Consider the following 20,545-nt stretch of genomic DNA (forward strand, 5'->3'; position numbering starts at 1 on the left):
TCAAACTGTTAAGGGACGCCCTCTCTTGCAGGACCCCCTAATCGGGTCCGTCCCCTCTGTCGCGCTGCGACATCTCCCCACCCCGTGGGGAGTCACCCTCTTCCGAAAACAATTCACTGGATTGTTTTCGGAATTCACCCTTGCGGTGCGCCTTCGTATTATTTCGCTGTTCTTTAAAAGCTGGGAACAGCGACCAAAGGCTCTGCCTCTGGACTCTGCCAAAGGAACACAGGCCCTTTGGAATCCCGTTCATACACTCGGCAAGTTTTTACGCCTTTAAATTTTGATTTAGTTTAGAGTTGACAGTTATGGTGTCGCCGCAGCGAACATATTAACTCTCAACTCTCAATTCTCAACTCATAACTTAATTATAGCGTTTTTAAGTGTTTGTGTCAACGTGTTTTCGCGGAAAAGTCCTCAGACTTTATAGTTCTCCGCTTCCTTGATGAGCTTTACATCAATGAGTGCGTCGATGACAGTGCCGTTTTCAGCGTATTCCTCGGAGAATATCTTGCCGTCCTGCCTTATTTTGCCGATAAATCCGCCTTTATCGTAGGGGATAAGCAGCTTCATGCGCTTTGCAGTCTCGGGCAGATTTTTCATTATACATTCAAGGAGCTTGTCAAAGCCTGTCTGCTCCTTCGCACTTATCATAACTGTATTGTCGTCCTCGAAAACCGTGTCCGTGAACGGTGCGGCATCAGCCTTGTTCATAACGTATATCTGCGGTATTCCCTCGCAGCCCAGCTCGTTAAGCAGGCTTGCCGTGACCTCTGCCTGCTCCTTTATCTCTGGTGAGGACAAGTCCTGTACATTCAGAATAATATCCGCAGCAGCAGCTTCTTCAAGGGTGGACTTGAAGGCTTCAACAAGATTATGCGGGAGCCGTCTGATAAGTCCGACTGTATCTATGAGCATGACGCTTCTGCCATCGGGGAGCTCGATGGAGCGTGATGTGATATCAAGTGTGGCAAAGAGCTTGTTTTCTGCAAGGACTCCTGCATCTGTCAGTGCATTGAGGAGAGTGGACTTGCCCACATTTGTATATCCAACAATGGCTGCACACAGTACGCCGTCCTTTTTGCGGCGTGAACGTGAAAAGTTACGGTGCTTTTTCAGTTCCTCAAGCTCGGCTTCAAGGTAGCTTATGCGCTTGCGGATATGACGCTTGTCGGTCTCAAGTTTTGTTTCACCGGGACCTCTTGTGCCGATACCGCCGCCAAGTCTGGAAAGGGCAGTTCCCATGCCTGTAAGACGGGGGAGACGGTACTTCTGCTGTGCAAGCTCTACCTGCAATTTACCCTCTTTTGTCCTTGCGCGCTGGGCGAAGATGTCGAGTATCAGTGTAGTTCTGTCAATAACGCGCACGTCCAGAATCTGTTCGATATTTCTCACCTGTACGCCTGTGAGCTCGTGGTCGAATATTACAAGCTCGGCTTCGAGAGTTTCAAGCTGCTCTTTCAGCTCCTCCAGTCTGCCTGCGCCCATGCAGGTGGCAGGATCATAGGCGGGACGCTTTTGTATTATAGTGCCAACGACCTCGGCATTTGCCGTAGCTGCAAGCTCTGCCAGCTCGTTTATGGAGATCTCCGCATCGAATTCACCTGTATCAACACAGGCGAGGACAGTATTTACGGGGAGATCTTCGGTCTTGTTTTCGTACATATATTACTCCTTGTCAATAGTCTCACGGGTGTATTTTTCGGAAAGCTCTGTACCAAAAAGCTCTCCAAAGCAGCTGTTGTCGGCAATGAGCTTCAGCTTTTGCGCTTTGGAGAGCTGCTTTATTCGGTATTCGAGCTTTGAAGCGAGACTTCGGTTTTCACAGCTCCAAAGAGCTTCGAGAGAGACAGCTTTGTGTGAACGGGTGTATTTCGCGCATTTTTCAGTTCTGCCGAAATGCTCGCTCATGCGGCGTTTCACATCGTTGGTTATGCCTGTATACAGCAGGTCTCCCTCGCATTTTATGATATAGATATAGTACATTGTTTATACCCAGAATGCGAACATTCTCTGGACTTCGTAAGCCATTTCGGGGAATTCTCTGTTGTAGATATCAAAGCGGAATGCCTGATTGAATTCCTGTACACCTGCTACGGTAAGTCCCCAAATTACCGAAAACCACATAAATGCGGATATGAGCTTTTTCTTGGTTGGGTCTGTAAGTCGGCTGTAGAAGAAGAATATAATGGTGTATGCGCCGAGAAGTGACTGCCATGCGAAATCCACCATATAGCGCACTGCATAGCCGCTTTCCCATACGGAAGCAACGATGCCGAAGGGTATGAACAGACATGGTATAGCTATGTATGCTGCGGACAGAAGCTTCTGCTTTCTTCCGCCGCGGACCATATTTACAGCTTTGCCTGAGAGCAGATATACGAACATAGGCAGTGCAAGGAAGAAAAGTCCCGAGGTATTTGCTGTGGAATTAAGGTCTGCGTAGAAATAGCCTCCTGCGTTCATGAACTGGAACTCAGTGCCGATGATAGGATAATAAGTCCTGAAAACAGGCGGATTGAGGAAGTAGTTGTACAGAGCTGTCCATGAAAGACGGCTGTGGAACTGAGTCTTTGTGAAGTCGTTGATAGTAAGTGAATACTGTATGCCGAATTCAAACGGCGAGCCGAAACGGTCGTAGTTGTACCACATCTGCACAAGACCTATGCAAGCCATAGGTACAATCGCACAGAGCAGATAGCGGACTCCCGAAGCGGTGAAAAGCTTGTTTTCCTCCTTTTTGCCTGATGCTGATACACGGGGGAGTGCAAGCAGCATAAACAGTGCTGCGGTTATGCAGTAGAGTACAAGTGTAGGACGGCAGAGAACTGCTATTGCAAAGAGAAGCGAGGATATTACAGTTCTGCTGAGTATGGGCTTTTCTGTGCCTATTATGTTTGCGGAGAACATGAAATATACCGCCCACGTAAGCGCTGCAAAGCCTGCGGACATAGCCACTTCATAGAAAAGTGGTCTGCCTATGCTGAACCATACTCCGCTTACGGTCTGAATGAGTATAAGTCCTGCAATAGCTATGCCTGTGGGAGTTTTCGGGAAGAATTTCTTCAGGAACTCCTTGTAAAGCTTTGTAAGTCCGATCATACCAATGATAGCAAACAGGAGAACTGCCATAGAATCGGGGAAGTAGTATCCCGTCAGAAGATGATACGGCAGGAATACCAGTACAACCGGAGCTATACCGTAATAGCTGAAATACTGCTGATTGAAGTATACGTGATCCCACTGATAGCGGATATGTGCCTCGTCAAGAGCATCACTGTTGTATGGGGTAGGGAAGTTGTTGAGCTCGTCGGTAGGCTTGGTGAGCAGGTGAGTGCTGCCGTGCTCAAAGGCTTCAACAAGCTCCTGAGTCATCTGATTTCCCGACGGACGCTTCATTATATCGGTGATAGAAGTGTTGTCAAGCTTTGTGAAGGTAATGAGTACTGCGGCAAGACAGGCGATATCGGTTATGATGACGCAGGCAAGGCGGAATATCCTTTTATTCTTGGTGAAGCTGTACTGCATGGTCTTGCTCTTCATCATAAGCTGCCAGAAGCAGGCTGCAAATACGATAAGGAACAGTCTTGACCATGAGATGCTCATAGGTATCTGTTTGTTGAAGGTGATGCCTTTGATGTACACCATGCCCTCGTCAAGAGGAGATACTGTAAGTTTAAGATTGCTCGCATCGCCTGAAAGGTGAAGCTGTATATAGTGTGAATGAGGCTTGCCCTTTACAGGAGTGCCCTCAGCTATCATCTGTCTGTAGTCGGTAGTCCTTGTTTCGTCCATAGCATCAATTGAGATGCTTGCAGCCTTGGTGTTTTTGCCGAAGTCTATATCCACGAAAACGTCTGCCACCTCTTCATTGATGCCCTTGAATGTGAATGTGGTGGAACGGTCTCCGATAACGGCTACATCGTCCTCGGCAGGACGGTACTCAATATTGCTGTCTTCCGAGAGCTCCTGAGCTGAAAAGCTCATTTCTCCGTAGCTTCCGAACCAGAGACGGAATGTGGGGATATTGAAGATAGTGGCTTCAAGTATTACAGCGATAAGAAGTGTTTTTACAGCAGTCAGAACTGTATGGTATTTTTTCTTTTTATTGACAGTGCAGGCGAGCATAGATGCTCCTGCGGCTCCTCCCAGCATCAGAAAAGCGCCCTTGTATTCGCTTATATTTATTATGCCGAAAGCCTCTGCGGCTGCTATAAACATAAGAAGCACCGCGCCGCAGCGGGCAAGGCTGCGCAGACTTTTGGCCTTTTTGCTTATTTTTGTGCTGCCGTTGATGTCGCATTTTATCTCATGCAGAAAAACAGCGGTCACTGCGACAGAGACCGCAAGCATTAAAACAAACAGGAACGTATTCATATAAACTCCGTATTATGGCGTTATGCCGTGATATTATATTCTTGTGGCGAGAAGCTCGGAATATTTTCCGCGGAACTGCTCGAAGCGGTCCTCGTCGATGGCTTCGCGTATCTTTTCGGTGAGCGTATTGTAGAAATAGAGGTTGTGCTGTACTGCAAGTCTGCCTGCAAGCTGTTCGTTGGCTTTGAACAGGTGGCGCACATATGCGCGGCTGAAATTGCGGCAGGTCGGGCAGTCGCACTGCTCGTCAACAGGGCGCGGGTCTGTCTCATAGCACTTGTTGGTGAGGTGCATTATTCCGCTCCATGTGAAAACAGTTGCATGACGGGCATTTCGGCTTGGCATTACGCAGTCGAACATATCAACTCCTCGTGCAACAGCCTCTATTATATTTGATGGAGTTCCCACACCCATGAGATAGCGGGGCTTGTCCACAGGCATATATGGCTCTACTACGTCGATTATGCGGTACATTTCCTCAGTCTCTTCACCTACGGCAAGTCCGCCGATAGCGTATCCGTCAAGATCAAGCTTGGCGATATCCTCCATGTGCTTGATGCGCAGATCATCGAAGGTGGAGCCCTGATTTATGCCGAAAAGCATCTGGTGCTTGTTTATTGTATCGGGGAGGCTGTTCAGACGAGCCATTTCCTCCTTGCAGCGTATGAGCCAGCGTGTGGTGCGCTCGATGGAGTCAGCAACATATTTGTAAGGGGAGGGATTTTCGATACATTCGTCAAATGCCATTGCGATAGTCGACGCAAGATTGGACTGTATCTGCATACTTTCCTCGGGACCCATGAATATGCGATGACCGTCGATATGAGATGCGAAGTAAACACCTTCCTCCTTTATTTTTCGCAGCTGTGCAAGGGAAAATACCTGAAATCCGCCGCTGTCGGTAAGGATAGGCTTATCCCAGTTCATAAACTTGTGCAGACCGCCCATCTGCTTTACTACATAGTCGCCGGGGCGGAGGTGCAGGTGATAGGTGTTGCAGAGCTCTACCTGGGTTTTCAGCCCTTTAAGGTCGACTGAGGATATGCCGCCCTTTATTGCAGCGGCAGTGCCTACATTCATAAAGCATGGTGTCTGGAAAGTGCCGTGAACGGTCTCAAAAGTACCTCGGCGCGCTTTTTTATCGGTTTTAAGAAGTTTGAACATAGCTTCTCCTTTGTGTTTTATTTATCAGTCAAGGTCGAACAATTTGCCGTCGTCGGGAGTTCTGTCCTCACGTCTGCCGTAGAAGCCGATAAGCTCGGACTTTGAATTTCTTATAGCTAAAATATACATATCCATATTGTTATGATCGTCATGAAGTGCAAAGACCTTGTTGTTATTTGCGCCTTCCTTGAACCATTCAACGCACATTGTGACCTTGCTCATCATTTCCTCGTCCATAACTGATGAAAGAAGCTTACCTGTCAGCGGTGATGCAGGAGCATAGTATTTAATAGCAGCAGGGTTTTCGTATACTATCCTGTAATCCATATTACAGATGACGATAGGTCCTTCCTCAAGATCAATAATTCCCTTAAAAAATTCCAAAAGTTCAATATCAGTCATTTTTTATCTTTTTCCCTTCAATTTTTTTTTAAAGTATACACATACTGTCACCAAAGCTGAAGAATCGGTATTTCTCTTCGACAGCTGTTTTGTAAGCGTTCATCGTGTTGTCATACCCCATGAAAGCCGAAACAAGCATTATGAGCGTACTTTCGGGAAGGTGGAAGTTTGTTATGAGTCCGTCTATGCATTTGAATTCATATGACGGGTAGATAAATATATCGGTATATCCTTCATGTTCGGAAATATTGCCGTAAAAGCTTGCCACACTTTCAAGTGTTCGGCAGGTGGTGGTTCCTACGGCTATTACTCTGCCCCCGTTTGCCTTTGTCTCGTTTATAAGGTCGGCAGTCTCCTTAGGGAGGTAATAATGCTCGCTGTGCATTTTGTGGTCGAGTACGTTATCTTCCTTGACGGGACGGAATGTGCCAAGTCCCACATGGAGAGTTACGAAAGCAGTCTTTATACCCCTTGCGCGGATATCGTCCAGCATCTCGGGAGTAAAGTGCAGACCTGCTGTCGGTGCGGCTGCTGAACCCAGTTCCTTTGAATATACTGTCTGATAGCGTTCGCGGTTCTCAAGCTTTTCCTTTATGTAAGGCGGAAGGGGCATCTGTCCCACATCTTCGAGAGCGGTAAAGAAGTTGCCCTCGCACTCGAATTGTACGATACGGTTGCCGTCGTCCTTTACTTCAACTACCTCAGCCACCAGTCTGCCGCCGCCAAATGAGAAGCGTGTGCCCACCTTGGCTTTTTTGCCCGGACGGCAGATTATCTCCCAGCGCTTGTCGCCCTTCTGCTCAAGCAGGAGAAATTCGATAAAGGTCTGGTTGCCTATTTTTTCACCGTAAAGTCTTGCAGGAATAACACGTGAATCGTTCATTACAAGCAAGTCACCTTCTCTGAGGTGGTCGCATAAATTATAGAAGTGATCGTGAGTTATAGCTCCTGTTTTGCGGTCAACGCACATCATACGCGAGGCGTTTCGCGGCTCTATGGGAGTCTGAGCGATGAGCTCCTCGGGAAGCTCATAATAAAAATCGGATTTAAGAAGTTCCATTAATATCTCCTTCTGTTTAGCCTTTAGCCCTTAGCGGAACGGCGGGGGCGCCGTTCCCTACAAGCCAACGGCTAATGGCTAACAGCTAACGGCTGAAATAAAATTTTCAAGAATGTATTGACAATAGCTGATTTAAGTGCTATTATAGTTACAAGGTAGAGGCGCGGCTGCGAAAAGTACCTGTACACGGGACGACCCGTCCGATGGTGTTCAGCGAAAGGCAATGCCGCCGAAGAGCTGTCTTTGGTAAATTCAGTTCTGGCTGCACACTTAACAGGTTTGCAGCTGTCATCATGCTTTTGATGGAGAGCTATCGGCATATTTTATTTCTGATATGTCAACATTTCTATTATAACGCATGATGAGCCGGTTTGCAACCGGTTTTTGTTATTTTATGGAAAATTTTTTTAAGGAGAGGTCAATATGAAACAGTATAACGTAGGTATTATAGGTGCAACGGGCATGGTAGGACAGAGATTTGCAACTCTGCTCGAAAATCACCCGTGGTTCAATGTAAAGGTTCTTGCAGCTTCACCGAGAAGCGCAGGTCAGACATATGAGCAGGCAGCAGGCAGCCGCTGGAAGATGGCTGTTCCTATGCCCGCAGCTATGAAGGATATGGTCCTCATGGACGCTACAAACGATATCGAGAAGATCGCAGGCATGGTGGATTTCTGCTTCTGTGCCGTTGATATGAAAAAAGACGAGATAAAGGCTCTCGAAGAGGCTTATGCTAAGGCCGAGTGCCCTATCGTTTCCAATAACTCCGCACACAGATTCACACCTGATGTTCCTATGGTAGTGCCTGAGATAAACCCTGAGCATATCGAGATCATCAAGGCTCAGCGTGAGCGTCTCGGCACAAAGAGAGGCTTCATTGCAGTTAAATCAAACTGCTCTATCCAGAGCTATGTTCCTGCACTTCACCCACTGAGAAAGTTCGGCCTCAAGAACGTTCTGGCTTGTACTTATCAGGCAATCTCCGGCGCAGGCAAGAACTTCGAGACATGGCCTGAAATGGTAGATAACCTTATCCCTTACATCGGCGGTGAGGAAGAGAAGTCCGAGCAGGAGCCGCTCAAGGTATGGGGCGAGATCAAGGGCAACGAGATCGTAAAAGCTACAGCTCCTAACATCACAACACAGTGTCTCCGTGTTCCTGTTTCAGACGGACATACAGCTGCTGTATTCGTAACATTCGAGAATAAGCCTTCAAAGGAAGAGATCCTCAAGCTCTGGGCTGACTTCAAGGGCGTTCCTCAGGAACTACAGCTCCCGAGCGCACCTAAGCAGTTTATCCACTACTTCGAGGAGAATGACCGTCCGCAGGCTAAGCTGGACAGAAACCTCGAAGGCGGTATGGCTGTTTCAACAGGCAGACTTAGAGAGGATTCACAGTACGATTACAAGTTCGTTTGCCTTTCACACAATACACTCAGAGGTGCAGCAGGCGGCGGTGTCCTCCTTGCTGAACTCCTTGCAGCTAAGGGATACTTTGATTAAGCGGGGAGCCCACTCGGGCATACACGTTGTCGTTCGTGAACTCGCTGACTATTGATATATATCAAAGTCTGCCATCGCTTACGGCAACGAATATATTTGTAGGGAACGCCGCCCTCGGCGTTCCGCTATATGTGTAAATATTATGGGGCGTCGAGGATGCCGTCCCCTACATATGTAATCATAATACTGATGTAGGGGGCGATGCCCACATCGCCCCGTTACTGTAATAATATGTCTTTGGAACGCCGAGGGCGGCGTTCCCTACATTCTACTTTTATGAAAGGAATAAAGCTATGAAGAATACAATTTTCACCGGCGCAGCTATAGCAATAATCACTCCGATGAATGCCGACGGTTCTATCAACTATGACGAACTCGGACGTATCATCGATGATCAGATCGCAAAGGGCACTGACGCTGTTGTTATCTGCGGCACTACAGGTGAGTCCGCTACTATGACAGATGACGAGCACCGCGACTGCATCAAGTTCGCTGTAAAGCATGTTGCAGGCAGAGTTCCTGTTATTGCAGGTGCAGGCAGCAATGATACACATTATGCTGTTGAGCTTTCAAAGGAGGCTGAGGCAGCAGGCGCAGATGCTCTTCTCCACGTTACTCCTTATTATAATAAGGCTACACAGAAGGGACTTATCGCTCATTTTACAGCTATCGCAGACGCTGTAAATATCCCGATAATCCTTTACAATGTTCCAAGCAGAACAGGCTGCGGATTTGAAGTAGCTACTGTAAAGGAGCTTGCTAAGCACAGAAATATCGCTGCTATCAAGGAAGCAAGCGGCAATATCAGCTATGTTGCAAAGCTTGCAGCTGCCTGCGGTGATGATATAGACATCTACAGCGGCAACGATGATATGGTAGTTCCTGTTATGTCACTGGGCGGAAAGGGAGTTATCTCTGTTGCTTCACACGTTATACCAAAGGAAATGCACGATATGGTACAGCTCTGCCTTGATAACAACTTTGAAGAGGCTATGAAGCTCCAGATAAAGTACCTTGATATCATCAACGATCTGTTCATCGAGGTAAATCCTATTCCTGTAAAGGAAGCTATGAACATGGTGGGCTGGAATGCAGGTCCGTGTCGTCTGCCTCTCTGCGAGATGACAGAGGAGCATAACGCTAAGCTCAGAGCTACTCTTGCAAAGCACAACCTCATCAAGTAATTAAGAATTAGGAATGCGTAATTCGGAATTGATGGTGTCAGCTTACGCTGACACATCAAATATATTTATATCCGTCCTGTCAGGGATACATTGATTCCGAATTCCTAATTCCGCATTCCGAATTAAAATAAAGGAGTGTAAAACATGACAAATATAGCTATTTGCGGTGCTAACGGCAAAATGGGCAAGAATATCTACAACTGCGCGTCAGAGCGCGAGGACTGCAAGGTAGTTGCTGGTATTGATATCTTTACCAAGGAGTATGCAGATTTCCCTATAGTTGAGACTCCTGCACAGCTCCCAGTAAAGCCCGATGTAATAATAGACTTTTCAAATCCTGCTTCACTGGACGGACTTCTGGACTACTGCTTCTCAACAGGTACTCCTTTAGTAATAGGTGCAACAGGCTACAGTGACGAGCAGATCGCAAAGATAAAGGCTGCTGCACAGCAGATACCTGTTTTCTTTACATTCAATATGTCTCTCGGCATAAATCTCCTTGTAGAGCTTGCTAAGAAGGCAGCTGCCGTACTGGGCGATCAGTTCGATATCGAGATAGTTGAAAAGCATCATAATCAGAAGATAGACGCACCAAGCGGTACTGCTATCATGCTTGCAAATGCTATCAACGAGACTCTTGACAATTCAAAGCACTACGTTTACGACCGTCACTCACGCCGTCAGAAGCGAGAGAAGTCCGAGATCGGTATGCATGCTATCCGCGGAGGCACTATCGTAGGTGAGCACGATGTAATATTTGCAGGAAATGACGAAGTTATCACACTTTCACATTCCGCTGCTTCAAAGACCGTTTTTGCAGCAGGTGCTGTAAATGCGGCTGTATTCCTCAAGGATCAGAAGCCCGGACTTTACGATATGTCAAAACTTGTATAAGACAGCTTCCCCTGATGTAGCTTCTATATCAGGGGAGATTTTGTTTAATTCATAATTATATACGGAAATGAAAGGGGCAAGCTATGCTGACACATATCGGTACACAGACTATTGAAACGGAAAGACTGATACTCAGGAAATTTGAGTATTCGGACTGCGAGGCGGTCTTTAAGAACTGGGCAAGCGATGAAAAGGTCCAGATGATGTATTCCGAGCCTACGTATTCTACATTAGAGGAGACAAAGGGACTTCTTGACAAATACATCGGAAACTATTCCCGTGAGGACTACTACCGCTGGGCGATTATCAGCAAGGAAAGCGGTGAATGCATCGGTCAGATAGCATATTTTCTCGTTGACAGCAAAAATCACTTCGCTGAGATAGAATACTGCATCGGTGCGCAGTTCCAGTGCAAAGGCTACTGCACAGAGGCTGCAAAAGCGGTCATAGATTTCGGCTTTGATAAGATGAACCTGCATAAGGTACAGATATGCACCAAGACTATAAATGCTCCGTCAAAGAGAGTCATCGAGAAGTGCGGATTTACATATGAGGGTACTCTCAGGGACTATTTCTTTATGAACGGGCAGTATGTAGGCAGGCTTTATTTCTCTATCCTCAGGGACGAGTACGAAAGCAGGAGGTAATTTATGGTAGATAAGGAAACACTTGAAAAGGTACGCGAGGTATTCTGCGGAGATCATTTTGCAACGGAAATGGGCGCAGTAGTGGACGAGATCGACGATCACTATGCAAAATGCAGCCTTGAACTCAATGACCACCATAAAAACGCGGTCGGAGGTATAATGGGCGGAGTTTACTTCACACTTGCGGATTTCGCATTTGCTGTGGCTTCAAACTGGCAGAAAGCAGGAGTTGTGGGACTAAACTGCGATGCCTCGTTTATCGGAGTGCCGAAAACTCAGCGTATAATCGCTGAGGCAAAGCTCATAAAGGACGGCAGGAGCATCTGCTGCTATAACGTGGATATACGCGATGAGCTGGGAAATCCTGTTGCTGCTGTACAGTGCATGGGATTCAGGAAAGCATAAAAGCAAGGGAGAGTATCAAAGATACTCTCCCCATTTTTTCTGTGCGGCATTCATGAGTTCTTCTATTTCGGCGCGGTTTTCTATAATAAGCTGTTTCATTTTTTCGTCGTTATCATGTACTTTATATCCGCTCGGGTCAAACTCCAGTGATTTAGTTATTGGTATTCCGTAAACACATGAATCTGTCATTATTGTTACTGCATATTTGACATCGCCTGTTACCCTCGGCATAATTCTCAGCTCAGTAACCTTATTATCAATATAATTTCCTGATTTCCACACATAGAGCTTTCCACTAAAAAAATCCAGATAATTCGGGAAATTGACGTTATAATAATAATTGCCGTTCAATTCCTGATAAAGCTTTCCTTCGTCTGTATCATATTCGATCATTCCAAATGAAAAGTCCTTATATGGAAAAAACTTCAGTTTTAGCCATGCTGCGTTTATCAATGCTATAACTGCTAATATCAGTATAAGAGATCTTCTGTAAAATTTCGCTCTGTTCAGCTTTTTGCCGACTTTTTTGAAGGTCTCGGCTTCGCTTGGGGCGGTCTCGTTTTTCGGAGCAGGAAGAGACAGCTCCTCATACAGCTGTCGGCAGTTCTCACAGCTGCGGAGATGCTCCTCTACAAGCTCTTTGGTCTCGTCGCTGCATATCTTCTCTTTGTACAGCGGCAGCATATCTATTATTACATTGCAGGGGATAATGCTGTTTTTCATAAAAGTCCCTCCTTTTTCATTAACTGTATAAGCTTCTGTTTTGCGCGGTAAAAGGTCACGCCTGCCCAGTTTTCGCTTTTGCCGAAAACATTTCCTATGTCGGAGAATTTCAGCTCCGCAAAAACTCTCAGTGTGAACACCTCGCGGTAGGGTTCTTCGAGTTCGTGGAGAAGATGATGTATGCGCAGGGAAGTGTCCTTGTTGATGATATCTGCCTCGATATTGCTGGTGGAGGCAGGTTCGTCAAGAATGTCGAGGGGATGGTTCTTGGTCTCGGCTTTTTTGAGGTGGTCGAAGTATAGATTTTTTGCGATAGTACACAGCCATGTCCTTACAGAACAGCTTCCTTTGAAGTTATCGGCATTGGTCATAGCCTTCAGCATGGTATCCTGCAAAATGTCCTTGGCAAGCTGCTCGCTGCCGCACATTCTCAGGATAAAGGAATATAGGTCAGGACTGTATTTTTCGTATATTTCGTGGAATTCCCGTTTCATCTTCTCACCTCCTCATAAAGTTAGACGAATGCAAAACAGTTTTATTACAAAAAAGTCTCTTTATATCAGCATTTATGCCTGATAAAGAGACTTTTTTGATTGGCGCTTTAGCGTAACTAAACCCCCAGTTCTACTGGGGGAATAAAAATGCTTTAGCAAAAGCTTAAAAATAACCTCCAAGTATGGTAGAATAGTAAAGGTTTGGCGACCGCATTACTATCTGAGATACAAGGAGGTTATTAACAATGAAAAATGAAATAAAGCATACAACCCACTCCACATACAGATGTCAGTATCACATAGTGTTTGCGCCGAAATACAGAAGAAAAGCTATATATGGACAGTTGAAGGCAGATATAGGGCAGATACTCAGAAAGCTGTGCGAACAAAAAGGAGTAGAAATAATAGAGGCAACAGCAATGACAGATCATATACATATGCTGGTAAGCATTCCGCCGTATTTAAGTATAGCACAATTCATGGGATATCTCAAGGGGAAAAGTACACTAATGATATTCGACAGACACGCAAATATGAAGTACAAATATGGAAGCCGACATTTCTGGTGCAGAGGATATTATGTGGATACAGTAGGGCGTAACGAAAAAGTCATACGAGAATACATAAAGAATCAAACAGAAGAAGATTGCATGGCAGATCAGCTAACATTCAAGGAGTACATTGACCCGTTTACGGGTAGTAAGAATAAGTAAGCAAAAAGAAACAGCCGCTTGAAGCGGCTGCTCGAGATAGTAATGCAATGTCAAACCTTCAGTGCCCACTTTAGTGGGTGAGCCTGTATTCGCCCCTTTTAGGGGCTGTGCAAACCACCACTTAAGTGGTGGTTATGATTATAAAGGTTCGGAAAACCTTGCTTTTTTCTTTTCTTTTTTGACTGCATACATCTTATCGTCAGCTCTGTCAATAACATCGTAGAGCGTTTCGTTATCCTTCTCGGAAGTAATGATACTGCCTATACTTGCGGATATTATGTAAGGCTTTCTTACGATGCTGTTGATATTGTCAAGAGCGGTATACAAACGTTTTTCAAGCTCAAAGGCGTAGTCTTCGCCTGCGTTTGCAGTCATGATAACAAACTCGTCACCGCCGAAACGTGCACATATGCTTCTTGTGCCGCTGCACTTTCGGATAATTGCGGCAAGTCGCTGTATAGCAAAATCGCCCTCGTTATGACCGTAATTGTCATTGATGAATTTCAAACCGTCCATGTCGATGAAGCTTATCATTACCTCTTTATGGTGGGCAATGCACTCTTTAAACAGGTTTTCGGCGATATTGAAGAAGCCGTTGCGGTTATAGATATTGCAGAGCGGATCAATGACGTAAAGGCGGTTTAGCTCGTCCATAGCCTTGTTAAGGTGACACAGCTTGCGGATATTTTCAAGAGAGTTACTGAGATTCATGGACAAGGTATGGCACAGCAGACTTGAGATAGGGAAGTCGCTGTTTTTGATTATGTAATAGCCGAGACATCTTTCGCTGAAATGCAGCGGGAGAAAATAGTTGATCTCGAAGCCGTTTCCAAAGCTTTCGGGAAACATATCGCTGCTTGCGAAGAGGTCAACGCTCCTGCGTTCGCCCTTATCCCAGATGAGCGGAGCGGTCATATACTGAGAATAAAGGCTTTTGGAAGATGAAAGGTCGTGAGCTGAGGAATAAGCCTCCTGCCAGTCCTCTGTAAGACAAAGGCAGAACTTCTCGAGATTCAAGTCGCCCATGCATTTTTCCACAACATCATAGGTTGCAGATGCAGTTTCGGTACCTGCAAGCTCGGCAGTAAGTCTGTTAAGGGCGTGGATATTATTGTTTGTAGCCTCCATACGGTTGTATGTGCGTTTTTTATAGGTTTTCAGGTCGTCGGCAGTTTCATCGGTGCAGCCGCAGCTTTCGGAGAAAATGGGCGACGATTTGAGTATGGTATTGCGCGGCTGTTTATTGCCGTACAGAAGATTTACGAGTATATCACAGGCTTTATAACCTGCTTCAAGCAGAGGACGGTTCACAGTAGTGAGAGCAGGAAAAGCATTTCGTGCGTTGAAGGTGTTGTCAAAGCCTGTTACGATAACATCGTCAGGGACTTTATATCCGTATTTTTCCAGCGATGATACCACAGTAAGAGCCATGCTGTCGTTTGCACATATAAAAGCGTCGGGAAGTGAAAGCCCCGACTGCATGAAATCATCAATAGCCTCCTTGCCGTCATGACTGCGGAAATTTCCGTAAAAAATACGGTTTTCATCAAGCTCGATCCCGTTTTCTGCCATTGTTTCACGCACTGCATCAAATCGCAGCTGCGCTTCGGGATTGGCAAGAGGTCCTGTTATGCAATTGATAACTTTAGCGTGGTGATGCTTTATTATATGATTGACAAGCTCCTTCATAACGGAGAAGTTGTCAATGCATATATCGTAAAAATCAGGATTATCTGTAGGTTCAAAGACAACAGTGGGTTTATGAGCCGCGCTTATCCTGTCCAAAAGCTTCCGACGGATCACAGGATCGCCGAAGGTGTTTAACATCAGCAGGATACCGTCAAATTTAGAGTAATCAATAACATCATATATGCTGTATTCACCGAGATCAAACCTTTTGCTGTTGACAAGTCCGCCGAATGCGGCGAAATATGATACACTAAGCTGGTTTTCTTCGGCAGATCTGTTTATGCCGCGTATTATGTTGTTCTGATACTCTTCATCAAGAGCAGAAACAACAACTGCGACCTTTTTAGTCATCCCAGAATCCATATTATCCCCTCATAAAGATCAGTTTAAGTTTATACTTAATTATATTATAATATATCAGCATAAAAAAATAAAGGATTTTAAAAAAATTCGGTGATTTACACATCAAAGCATATTACAGTTTGTGCACACCTACAAAGAAATTTTAGCGATGTAAAACTATAAAATGGTAAAATCATATTATAAAGTGGAAAATATTACTGACCATTTTTATATAATGAGGGTAAAATAGCCGCCGTCAAATTGTAAAACGCAAAAAAACAATAAATATAATTTTTGTGTATATGCTATAAATATATAATATAGTATAAAGGGTAAAACGCCAGCACAAAAAGTAATATTTGACAATAAATCTACCACTTGTAAATAGCGTTTTTTCTCGAAAAATAGCAGGTTAAAGTGCTATCACAGTAGAGTGTATAAAAAAAACGGAAATCAGCGGCTAAAAATGTACAAAAACAGCAAAAAATGAGCAAGCGAATAGATTCTTAGCAAAATTTGACTTGAATAGTTCACAGAAATGTAATAAAATGATAACAGAAGCTGAGGAAGAGGAGGGACGCGAAAACAGGTTAGAGTTTTTGTGCTTTTCCTTAGTCAAAAACAAAAGATATCATTTATTTTAATCACAAATGAAAGTGAGGAATGATCGACATGAAAAAAAGCAACTTCAAAAGATTTGTCAGCGCAGGCATTACTGCACTGATGGTTGCTTCAAGTATCCCTGCTGTTCCTGCTGTAGTAGCAAATGCTGCTGACGCCCAGCAGAGAGGAAACATCGGCGGATACGACTACGAAATGTGGAACCAGAACAGTCAGGGTCAGGTTTCAATGCAGCCGGGCGCAGGATCATTTACCTGCTCATGGAGCAACATTGAAAACTTCCTTGCTCGTATGGGCAAAAACTATGACAGCAAGAAGCAGAATTACAAGAACATAGGTAAGGACATCACACTTACTTATGACGTTGAGTACACACCAAGAGGAAATTCTTATATGTGTGTATACGGATGGACAAGAAATCCTCTTATGGAATACTACATCGTAGAAGGCTGGGGCGACTGGAGACCACCCGGACAGGGAGAGAACAAGGGTACAGTAACTCTTGACGGAAATACATACGACATTGCAAAGACAATGCGTTACAACCAGCCATCACTTGACGGTACAGCAACATTCCCACAGTACTGGAGCATCCGTAAGACAAGTGGCTCAGCTAACAACCAGACAAACTACATGAAGGGTACTATCCACGTTGGCAGACACTTTGACGCATGGTCAAAGGCAGGTCTTGATATGTCAGGTACACTTTATGAAGTTTCACTTAACATCGAAGGCTACAGATCAAACGGATCTGCTAATGTAAAGAGCGTTAGAGTTTATCCTGACGGACTTGATAGTCCCGAGCCGGATCCGGGTACAGATACACCTGCAAAACCAACAGTAGAGCCCGATAAAAACGGCGACTACTTCACAAGCACATTTGAGAGCGGCAAGGACGATTGGTCAGGCAGAGGCGATGCAACAGTTTCTACTGACTCAAACAGCTACTATGACGGCAGCAAGTCACTCTATGTTTCAGGAAGAGCAAACGAGTGGAATGGCTGTGCTATCCCGCTTGATTCAGGCGCATTCGTAGCAGGACAGACATACAGCTTCAGTGCTGCTGTAATGCAGAACTCAGGCAGTCCTGTAACAATACAGATGTCACTCCAGCAGGGCGACGGCAACAGCGCATCTTACACAAAGATCGCAACAGCTGACACAAAGAGCGGCGAGTGGACAAAGATCGAAAATACAAAGTTTACTATTCCTTCAAATTCAGGTGACATGATTCTCTATATCGAGACACCTGAGAGCTCAGGAGATCTCTGCGACTTCTATGTAGACGCAGTTCAGGTATCCAAGTCAGGCAAGAGCTCATCTGTAACAACAGGCGGCGGCAAGGTTGGCGATCCTGCACCTACTATTGATCCTACACCTGTACCGACAGGAGAAGGAGTTTCCGCACACCAGAACATGGATTACACATACCAGAAGGGCGGCAGCGGATTCAAGGATCACGCAGGTCCGTTATTCAGACTCGGTACTTCTGTAAGTGCAAATGAAATAAATACTTCACAGGGACAGAACTTCATCAAGCAGAACTACAACTCTATCACCTGTGAAAATGAAATGAAGCCTGATTCTATCGTAGCTGGTGTAAACGGCGATAATGTAAACATCAGCCTCAGAAATGCAGATCCTATTCTTAAGTTCGCTCAACAGAACGGAATCGGTGTTCGCGGTCATACCTTCGTATGGTACAGCCAGACTCCTAACTCACTGTTCCAGGAGAACGGCAGAGACGTATCTGCTGACAGAATGAACAAGCGTCTTGAGAGCATGATCAAGAATACATTCGCTGCTATCAAGCAGAATTATCCTAACCTTAAGCTCCATTCTTACGACGTATGTAACGAGCTCTTCGTTAACGACGGCGGCGGAATGAGACCTGCAAGCAACTCAGGTTGGGTAAGAGTATACGGTAACGACAGCTTCGTTATCAACGCATTCAAGTATGCAAGACAGTATGCTCCATCAACAACAAAGCTCTACCTCAACGATTATAATGAGTACATGAGCGCAAAGACCAATGACCTCTACAACATGGCTAAGAAGGTAATGGCTGCCGGCGACTACATAGACGGTATCGGTATGCAGTCACACCTTGATTCAAGATATCCTTCAGCAAGTGAGTACGAGACAGCTATCAAGAAGTTTGAGAGCCTCGGTCTTGATGTTCAGGTAACAGAGCTTGATATCACAAACAGCACAGGTACAAACAGCAAGCTTTACCCTGAGATCTTCGAAGTTATCTGTAAACACGCTAAGAACATCTCATGCGTAACTCTCTGGGGTACAACCGATGAGAGAAGCTGGAGATACCGTGAGAACGGTGGTTCACCGCTTCCATTCAGCAACTACCAGCCTAAGTCATTCTACAACGACATTATCAAGATAATGGATAAGTATGCTACGCAGACTACAACCACCACAACTACTACAACTACAACAACTACAACAACTACTACAACAACTGCTCCTGTTGTTACACAGGATCCTAAGGCTGCATTTGAAGCTAAGGTTTCAAAGTGGGGCGATGCAAACTGTGACGGAACAATTGATATGGGCGACGTAGTTCTTATCATGCAGTCACTTGCAAATCCTGATAAATATTCACTTTCAGAAAAGGCAGCTGCAAACGCTGACGTAAATCAGGCAGGCGGCGGTATCACAACAAACGACGCTCTGACACTCCAGAAATATCTCTTAGGTCTTGTTAATACACTTCCTGAGAGCTGGTCAGCAAATATCAACGTTAACGGCGGTTCAGCACAGACTCAGGCACAAGCAACTCAGGCTGCAACAACAACTACTACCAAGCCTGTTGCAGTAAACAAGACATACCTTGATAATTCATTCGATTCAGGCGTTCAGAGCTGGTCAGGCAGAGGCAGTGCTTCTGTAGAAGTAAGCGCAGACAGCAACTACAGCGGCAAGGCTCTCTATGTTTCAGACAGATCAGCTGAGTGGAACGGTGCAGCTGTAACTCTTGGTTCTGACTTCGTAGTAGGACAGTCATACAGCTTCAGTGCTGCTGTTCTCCAGCAGTCAGGCAGCGATGCAACTATCCAGATGTCACTCCAGCAGGGCGAAGGCGATTCAGCTGTTTACACAAGCATTGCAAAGGTAAGTGCTAAGAGCGGTCAGTGGACAAAGCTCGAAAACACTTCATTCACAATTCCTGACAACTCAGGCGATATGGTCCTCTACATCGAGACTCTCCCTGATTCAGGCGATACAATGGACTTCTATCTTGACAACGTTGTTGTTGCATCAGAGGGAACAAAGTCCTCAGTTGTAACAGGCGGCGGTACAGTCGGCGAAGTTCCTGAGCGTACATCTAACTTCAACTACAACGCAAACGTTCAGTTCAAGGAAGCTCCCGGCAACTACTTCAACCAGTGCAGCCAGCAGGGTAAGGTAGTAAAGGAAAGCTACAACGGTATCAACGGTTACAACAACCTTAACGTATACCTCCCATACGGCTATGACAAGAGCAAGAAGTACAATATCTTCTACCTCATGCACGGCGGCGGAGAGGACGAGAATACTCTCTTTGGTCAGAACGACACAATGATGCAGAACCTCTTCGACAACATGATAAAGAACGGCGACATGGAGCCTCTTATCGTTGTTACTCCTACTTTCAACAAGACTGAAGCAGGTAGGTTCTACAGTGAGTTCCGTCAGAGCGTAGTTCCTTTCGTAGAAGGCAAATATTCAACATATGCAGGCGGAGATACTTCACAGTCATCACTCCAGAAGTCAAGAATGCACAGAGCATACGGCGGCTTCTCAATGGGTTCAGTTTCAACATGGGCTGTTCTCGAGAATTGCCTCGACATCGTTGGCTACTTCATGCCACTCAGCGGTGACCACTGGAACGGTAACTCTGCATACGACAAGGCTAAGTCAATCGCTAACGCTATCGACAAGTCTGGTCTCAAGAAGAATGAGTACTTCATCTTCGCTGCAACAGGTTCAGATGATATAGCTTATCCAAACGTTAACCCACAGGTTGAGGAAATGAAGAAGATGAGCCAGTTCGTATATACATCTGACTTCTCAAAGGGCAACTTCTACTTCATGGTTGCTCAGGGCAAAACACACTGGTGGGGCTATGTAAGACATTACGTTTACGATGCACTCCCATACTTCTTCCACGAAGGCCAGTAATTACCAACAACAACTTCATTCATACACATTTGTTTTTACACAAGATAGTAATTCTTCTCTTTTTTCCCTCGGTATTATGCCGAGGGATTTTTTTTTAATCAGTCCAGATAAATTTAAGGGGCGAATGATTCCATTCGCCCCTTAGTGT

16 protein-coding genes and 1 riboswitch are annotated in these 20,545 nt (G+C 45.4%); of the genes, 7 read left to right on the forward strand and 9 right to left on the reverse strand.

Annotated elements, in window-relative coordinates; all coding sequences use genetic code 11:
- Positions 1-417: 417 nt before the first annotated feature.
- Genes hflX through queA form a run of 6 tightly spaced genes read right to left on the reverse strand, consistent with a single transcriptional unit; the run spans position 418 to position 7,003 of the window.
- Positions 418-1,665 carry a GTPase HflX gene (gene hflX, locus L870_RS16400; protein ID WP_037270969.1) on the reverse strand — a complete coding sequence of 416 codons (1,248 nt, stop codon included), beginning with the start codon at positions 1,663-1,665 and terminating at the stop codon, positions 418-420.
- Between the two features lie 3 nt (positions 1,666-1,668).
- Positions 1,669-1,986, reverse strand: coding sequence for a GIY-YIG nuclease family protein (locus L870_RS0102765; protein ID WP_028516834.1), 318 nt, complete (start codon positions 1,984-1,986; stop codon positions 1,669-1,671).
- A gap of 3 nt (positions 1,987-1,989) precedes the next feature.
- The gene (locus L870_RS0102770) at positions 1,990-4,377 is read right to left on the reverse strand and encodes a hypothetical protein (protein ID WP_028516835.1); all 2,388 of its coding nucleotides are present in this window, start codon (positions 4,375-4,377) and stop codon (positions 1,990-1,992) included.
- Between the two features lie 33 nt (positions 4,378-4,410).
- Positions 4,411-5,541 (reverse strand): tRNA guanosine(34) transglycosylase Tgt, encoded by a 1,131-nt coding sequence (gene tgt, locus L870_RS0102775; protein ID WP_028516836.1) that lies wholly within the window; start codon positions 5,539-5,541, stop codon positions 4,411-4,413.
- Positions 5,542-5,565: 24 nt separating this feature from the next.
- Positions 5,566-5,943, reverse strand: a complete 378-nt coding sequence (locus L870_RS0102780) for a hypothetical protein (protein WP_037270972.1) — start codon at positions 5,941-5,943, stop codon at positions 5,566-5,568.
- A 28-nt stretch (positions 5,944-5,971) separates the two neighbouring features.
- Positions 5,972-7,003: a tRNA preQ1(34) S-adenosylmethionine ribosyltransferase-isomerase QueA gene (gene queA / locus L870_RS0102785; RefSeq protein WP_028516838.1), complete on the reverse strand. Its 1,032-nt coding sequence runs from the start codon at positions 7,001-7,003 to the stop codon at positions 5,972-5,974.
- Between the two features lie 148 nt (positions 7,004-7,151).
- A riboswitch (Lysine riboswitch) is annotated at positions 7,152-7,324 on the forward strand.
- A gap of 102 nt (positions 7,325-7,426) precedes the next feature.
- Here queA and asd point away from each other — a divergent pair.
- From asd to L870_RS0102810, 5 genes are all read left to right on the forward strand, one after another.
- Positions 7,427-8,506: an aspartate-semialdehyde dehydrogenase gene (asd, locus tag L870_RS0102790; protein ID WP_028516839.1), complete on the forward strand. Its 1,080-nt coding sequence runs from the start codon at positions 7,427-7,429 to the stop codon at positions 8,504-8,506.
- 293 nt (positions 8,507-8,799) lie between these two features.
- On the forward strand, positions 8,800-9,690 hold the full coding sequence (gene dapA, locus L870_RS0102795; RefSeq protein WP_028516840.1) for a 4-hydroxy-tetrahydrodipicolinate synthase: 891 nt from the start codon (positions 8,800-8,802) through the stop codon (positions 9,688-9,690).
- Positions 9,691-9,834: 144 nt separating this feature from the next.
- The gene (dapB, locus tag L870_RS0102800; protein ID WP_028516841.1) at positions 9,835-10,584 is read left to right on the forward strand and encodes a 4-hydroxy-tetrahydrodipicolinate reductase; all 750 of its coding nucleotides are present in this window, start codon (positions 9,835-9,837) and stop codon (positions 10,582-10,584) included.
- Positions 10,585-10,667: 83 nt separating this feature from the next.
- Positions 10,668-11,231 (forward strand): GNAT family N-acetyltransferase, encoded by a 564-nt coding sequence (locus tag L870_RS0102805; RefSeq protein ID WP_028516842.1) that lies wholly within the window; start codon positions 10,668-10,670, stop codon positions 11,229-11,231.
- A 3-nt stretch (positions 11,232-11,234) separates the two neighbouring features.
- On the forward strand, positions 11,235-11,636 hold the full coding sequence (locus tag L870_RS0102810; RefSeq protein ID WP_028516843.1) for a PaaI family thioesterase: 402 nt from the start codon (positions 11,235-11,237) through the stop codon (positions 11,634-11,636).
- A gap of 15 nt (positions 11,637-11,651) precedes the next feature.
- Here the strand turns inward: L870_RS0102810 and L870_RS18270 are convergent, their stop codons facing one another.
- Together L870_RS18270 and L870_RS0102820 are read right to left on the reverse strand one after the other, a co-directional pair.
- Complete coding sequence (locus tag L870_RS18270; protein WP_051411365.1) at positions 11,652-12,359, reverse strand: zf-HC2 domain-containing protein; 708 nt, start codon at positions 12,357-12,359, stop codon at positions 11,652-11,654.
- Positions 12,356-12,853 carry an RNA polymerase sigma factor gene (locus L870_RS0102820; protein ID WP_028516844.1) on the reverse strand — a complete coding sequence of 166 codons (498 nt, stop codon included), beginning with the start codon at positions 12,851-12,853 and terminating at the stop codon, positions 12,356-12,358. The genes L870_RS18270 and L870_RS0102820 overlap by 4 nt, the downstream gene beginning before the upstream one ends.
- A gap of 245 nt (positions 12,854-13,098) precedes the next feature.
- Here L870_RS0102820 and tnpA point away from each other — a divergent pair, with 245 nt between their 5' ends.
- Positions 13,099-13,566, forward strand: coding sequence for an IS200/IS605 family transposase (tnpA, locus tag L870_RS0102825; protein WP_028516845.1), 468 nt, complete (start codon positions 13,099-13,101; stop codon positions 13,564-13,566).
- Positions 13,567-13,704: 138 nt separating this feature from the next.
- On the opposite strand, the gene L870_RS0102830 is transcribed toward tnpA, so the two are convergent.
- Positions 13,705-15,618 (reverse strand): diguanylate cyclase, encoded by a 1,914-nt coding sequence (locus L870_RS0102830; RefSeq protein ID WP_051411366.1) that lies wholly within the window; start codon positions 15,616-15,618, stop codon positions 13,705-13,707.
- Positions 15,619-16,269: 651 nt separating this feature from the next.
- On the opposite strand from L870_RS0102830, the gene L870_RS19695 reads away from it, so the two are divergent.
- Positions 16,270-20,397, forward strand: a complete 4,128-nt coding sequence (locus L870_RS19695) for an endo-1,4-beta-xylanase (protein WP_051411367.1) — start codon at positions 16,270-16,272, stop codon at positions 20,395-20,397.
- Positions 20,398-20,545 lie beyond the last annotated feature (148 nt).

Source organism: Ruminococcus flavefaciens ATCC 19208 (assembly GCF_000518765.1).
GTDB classification, from domain to species: Bacteria; Bacillota; Clostridia; order Oscillospirales; family Ruminococcaceae; genus Ruminococcus; species Ruminococcus flavefaciens.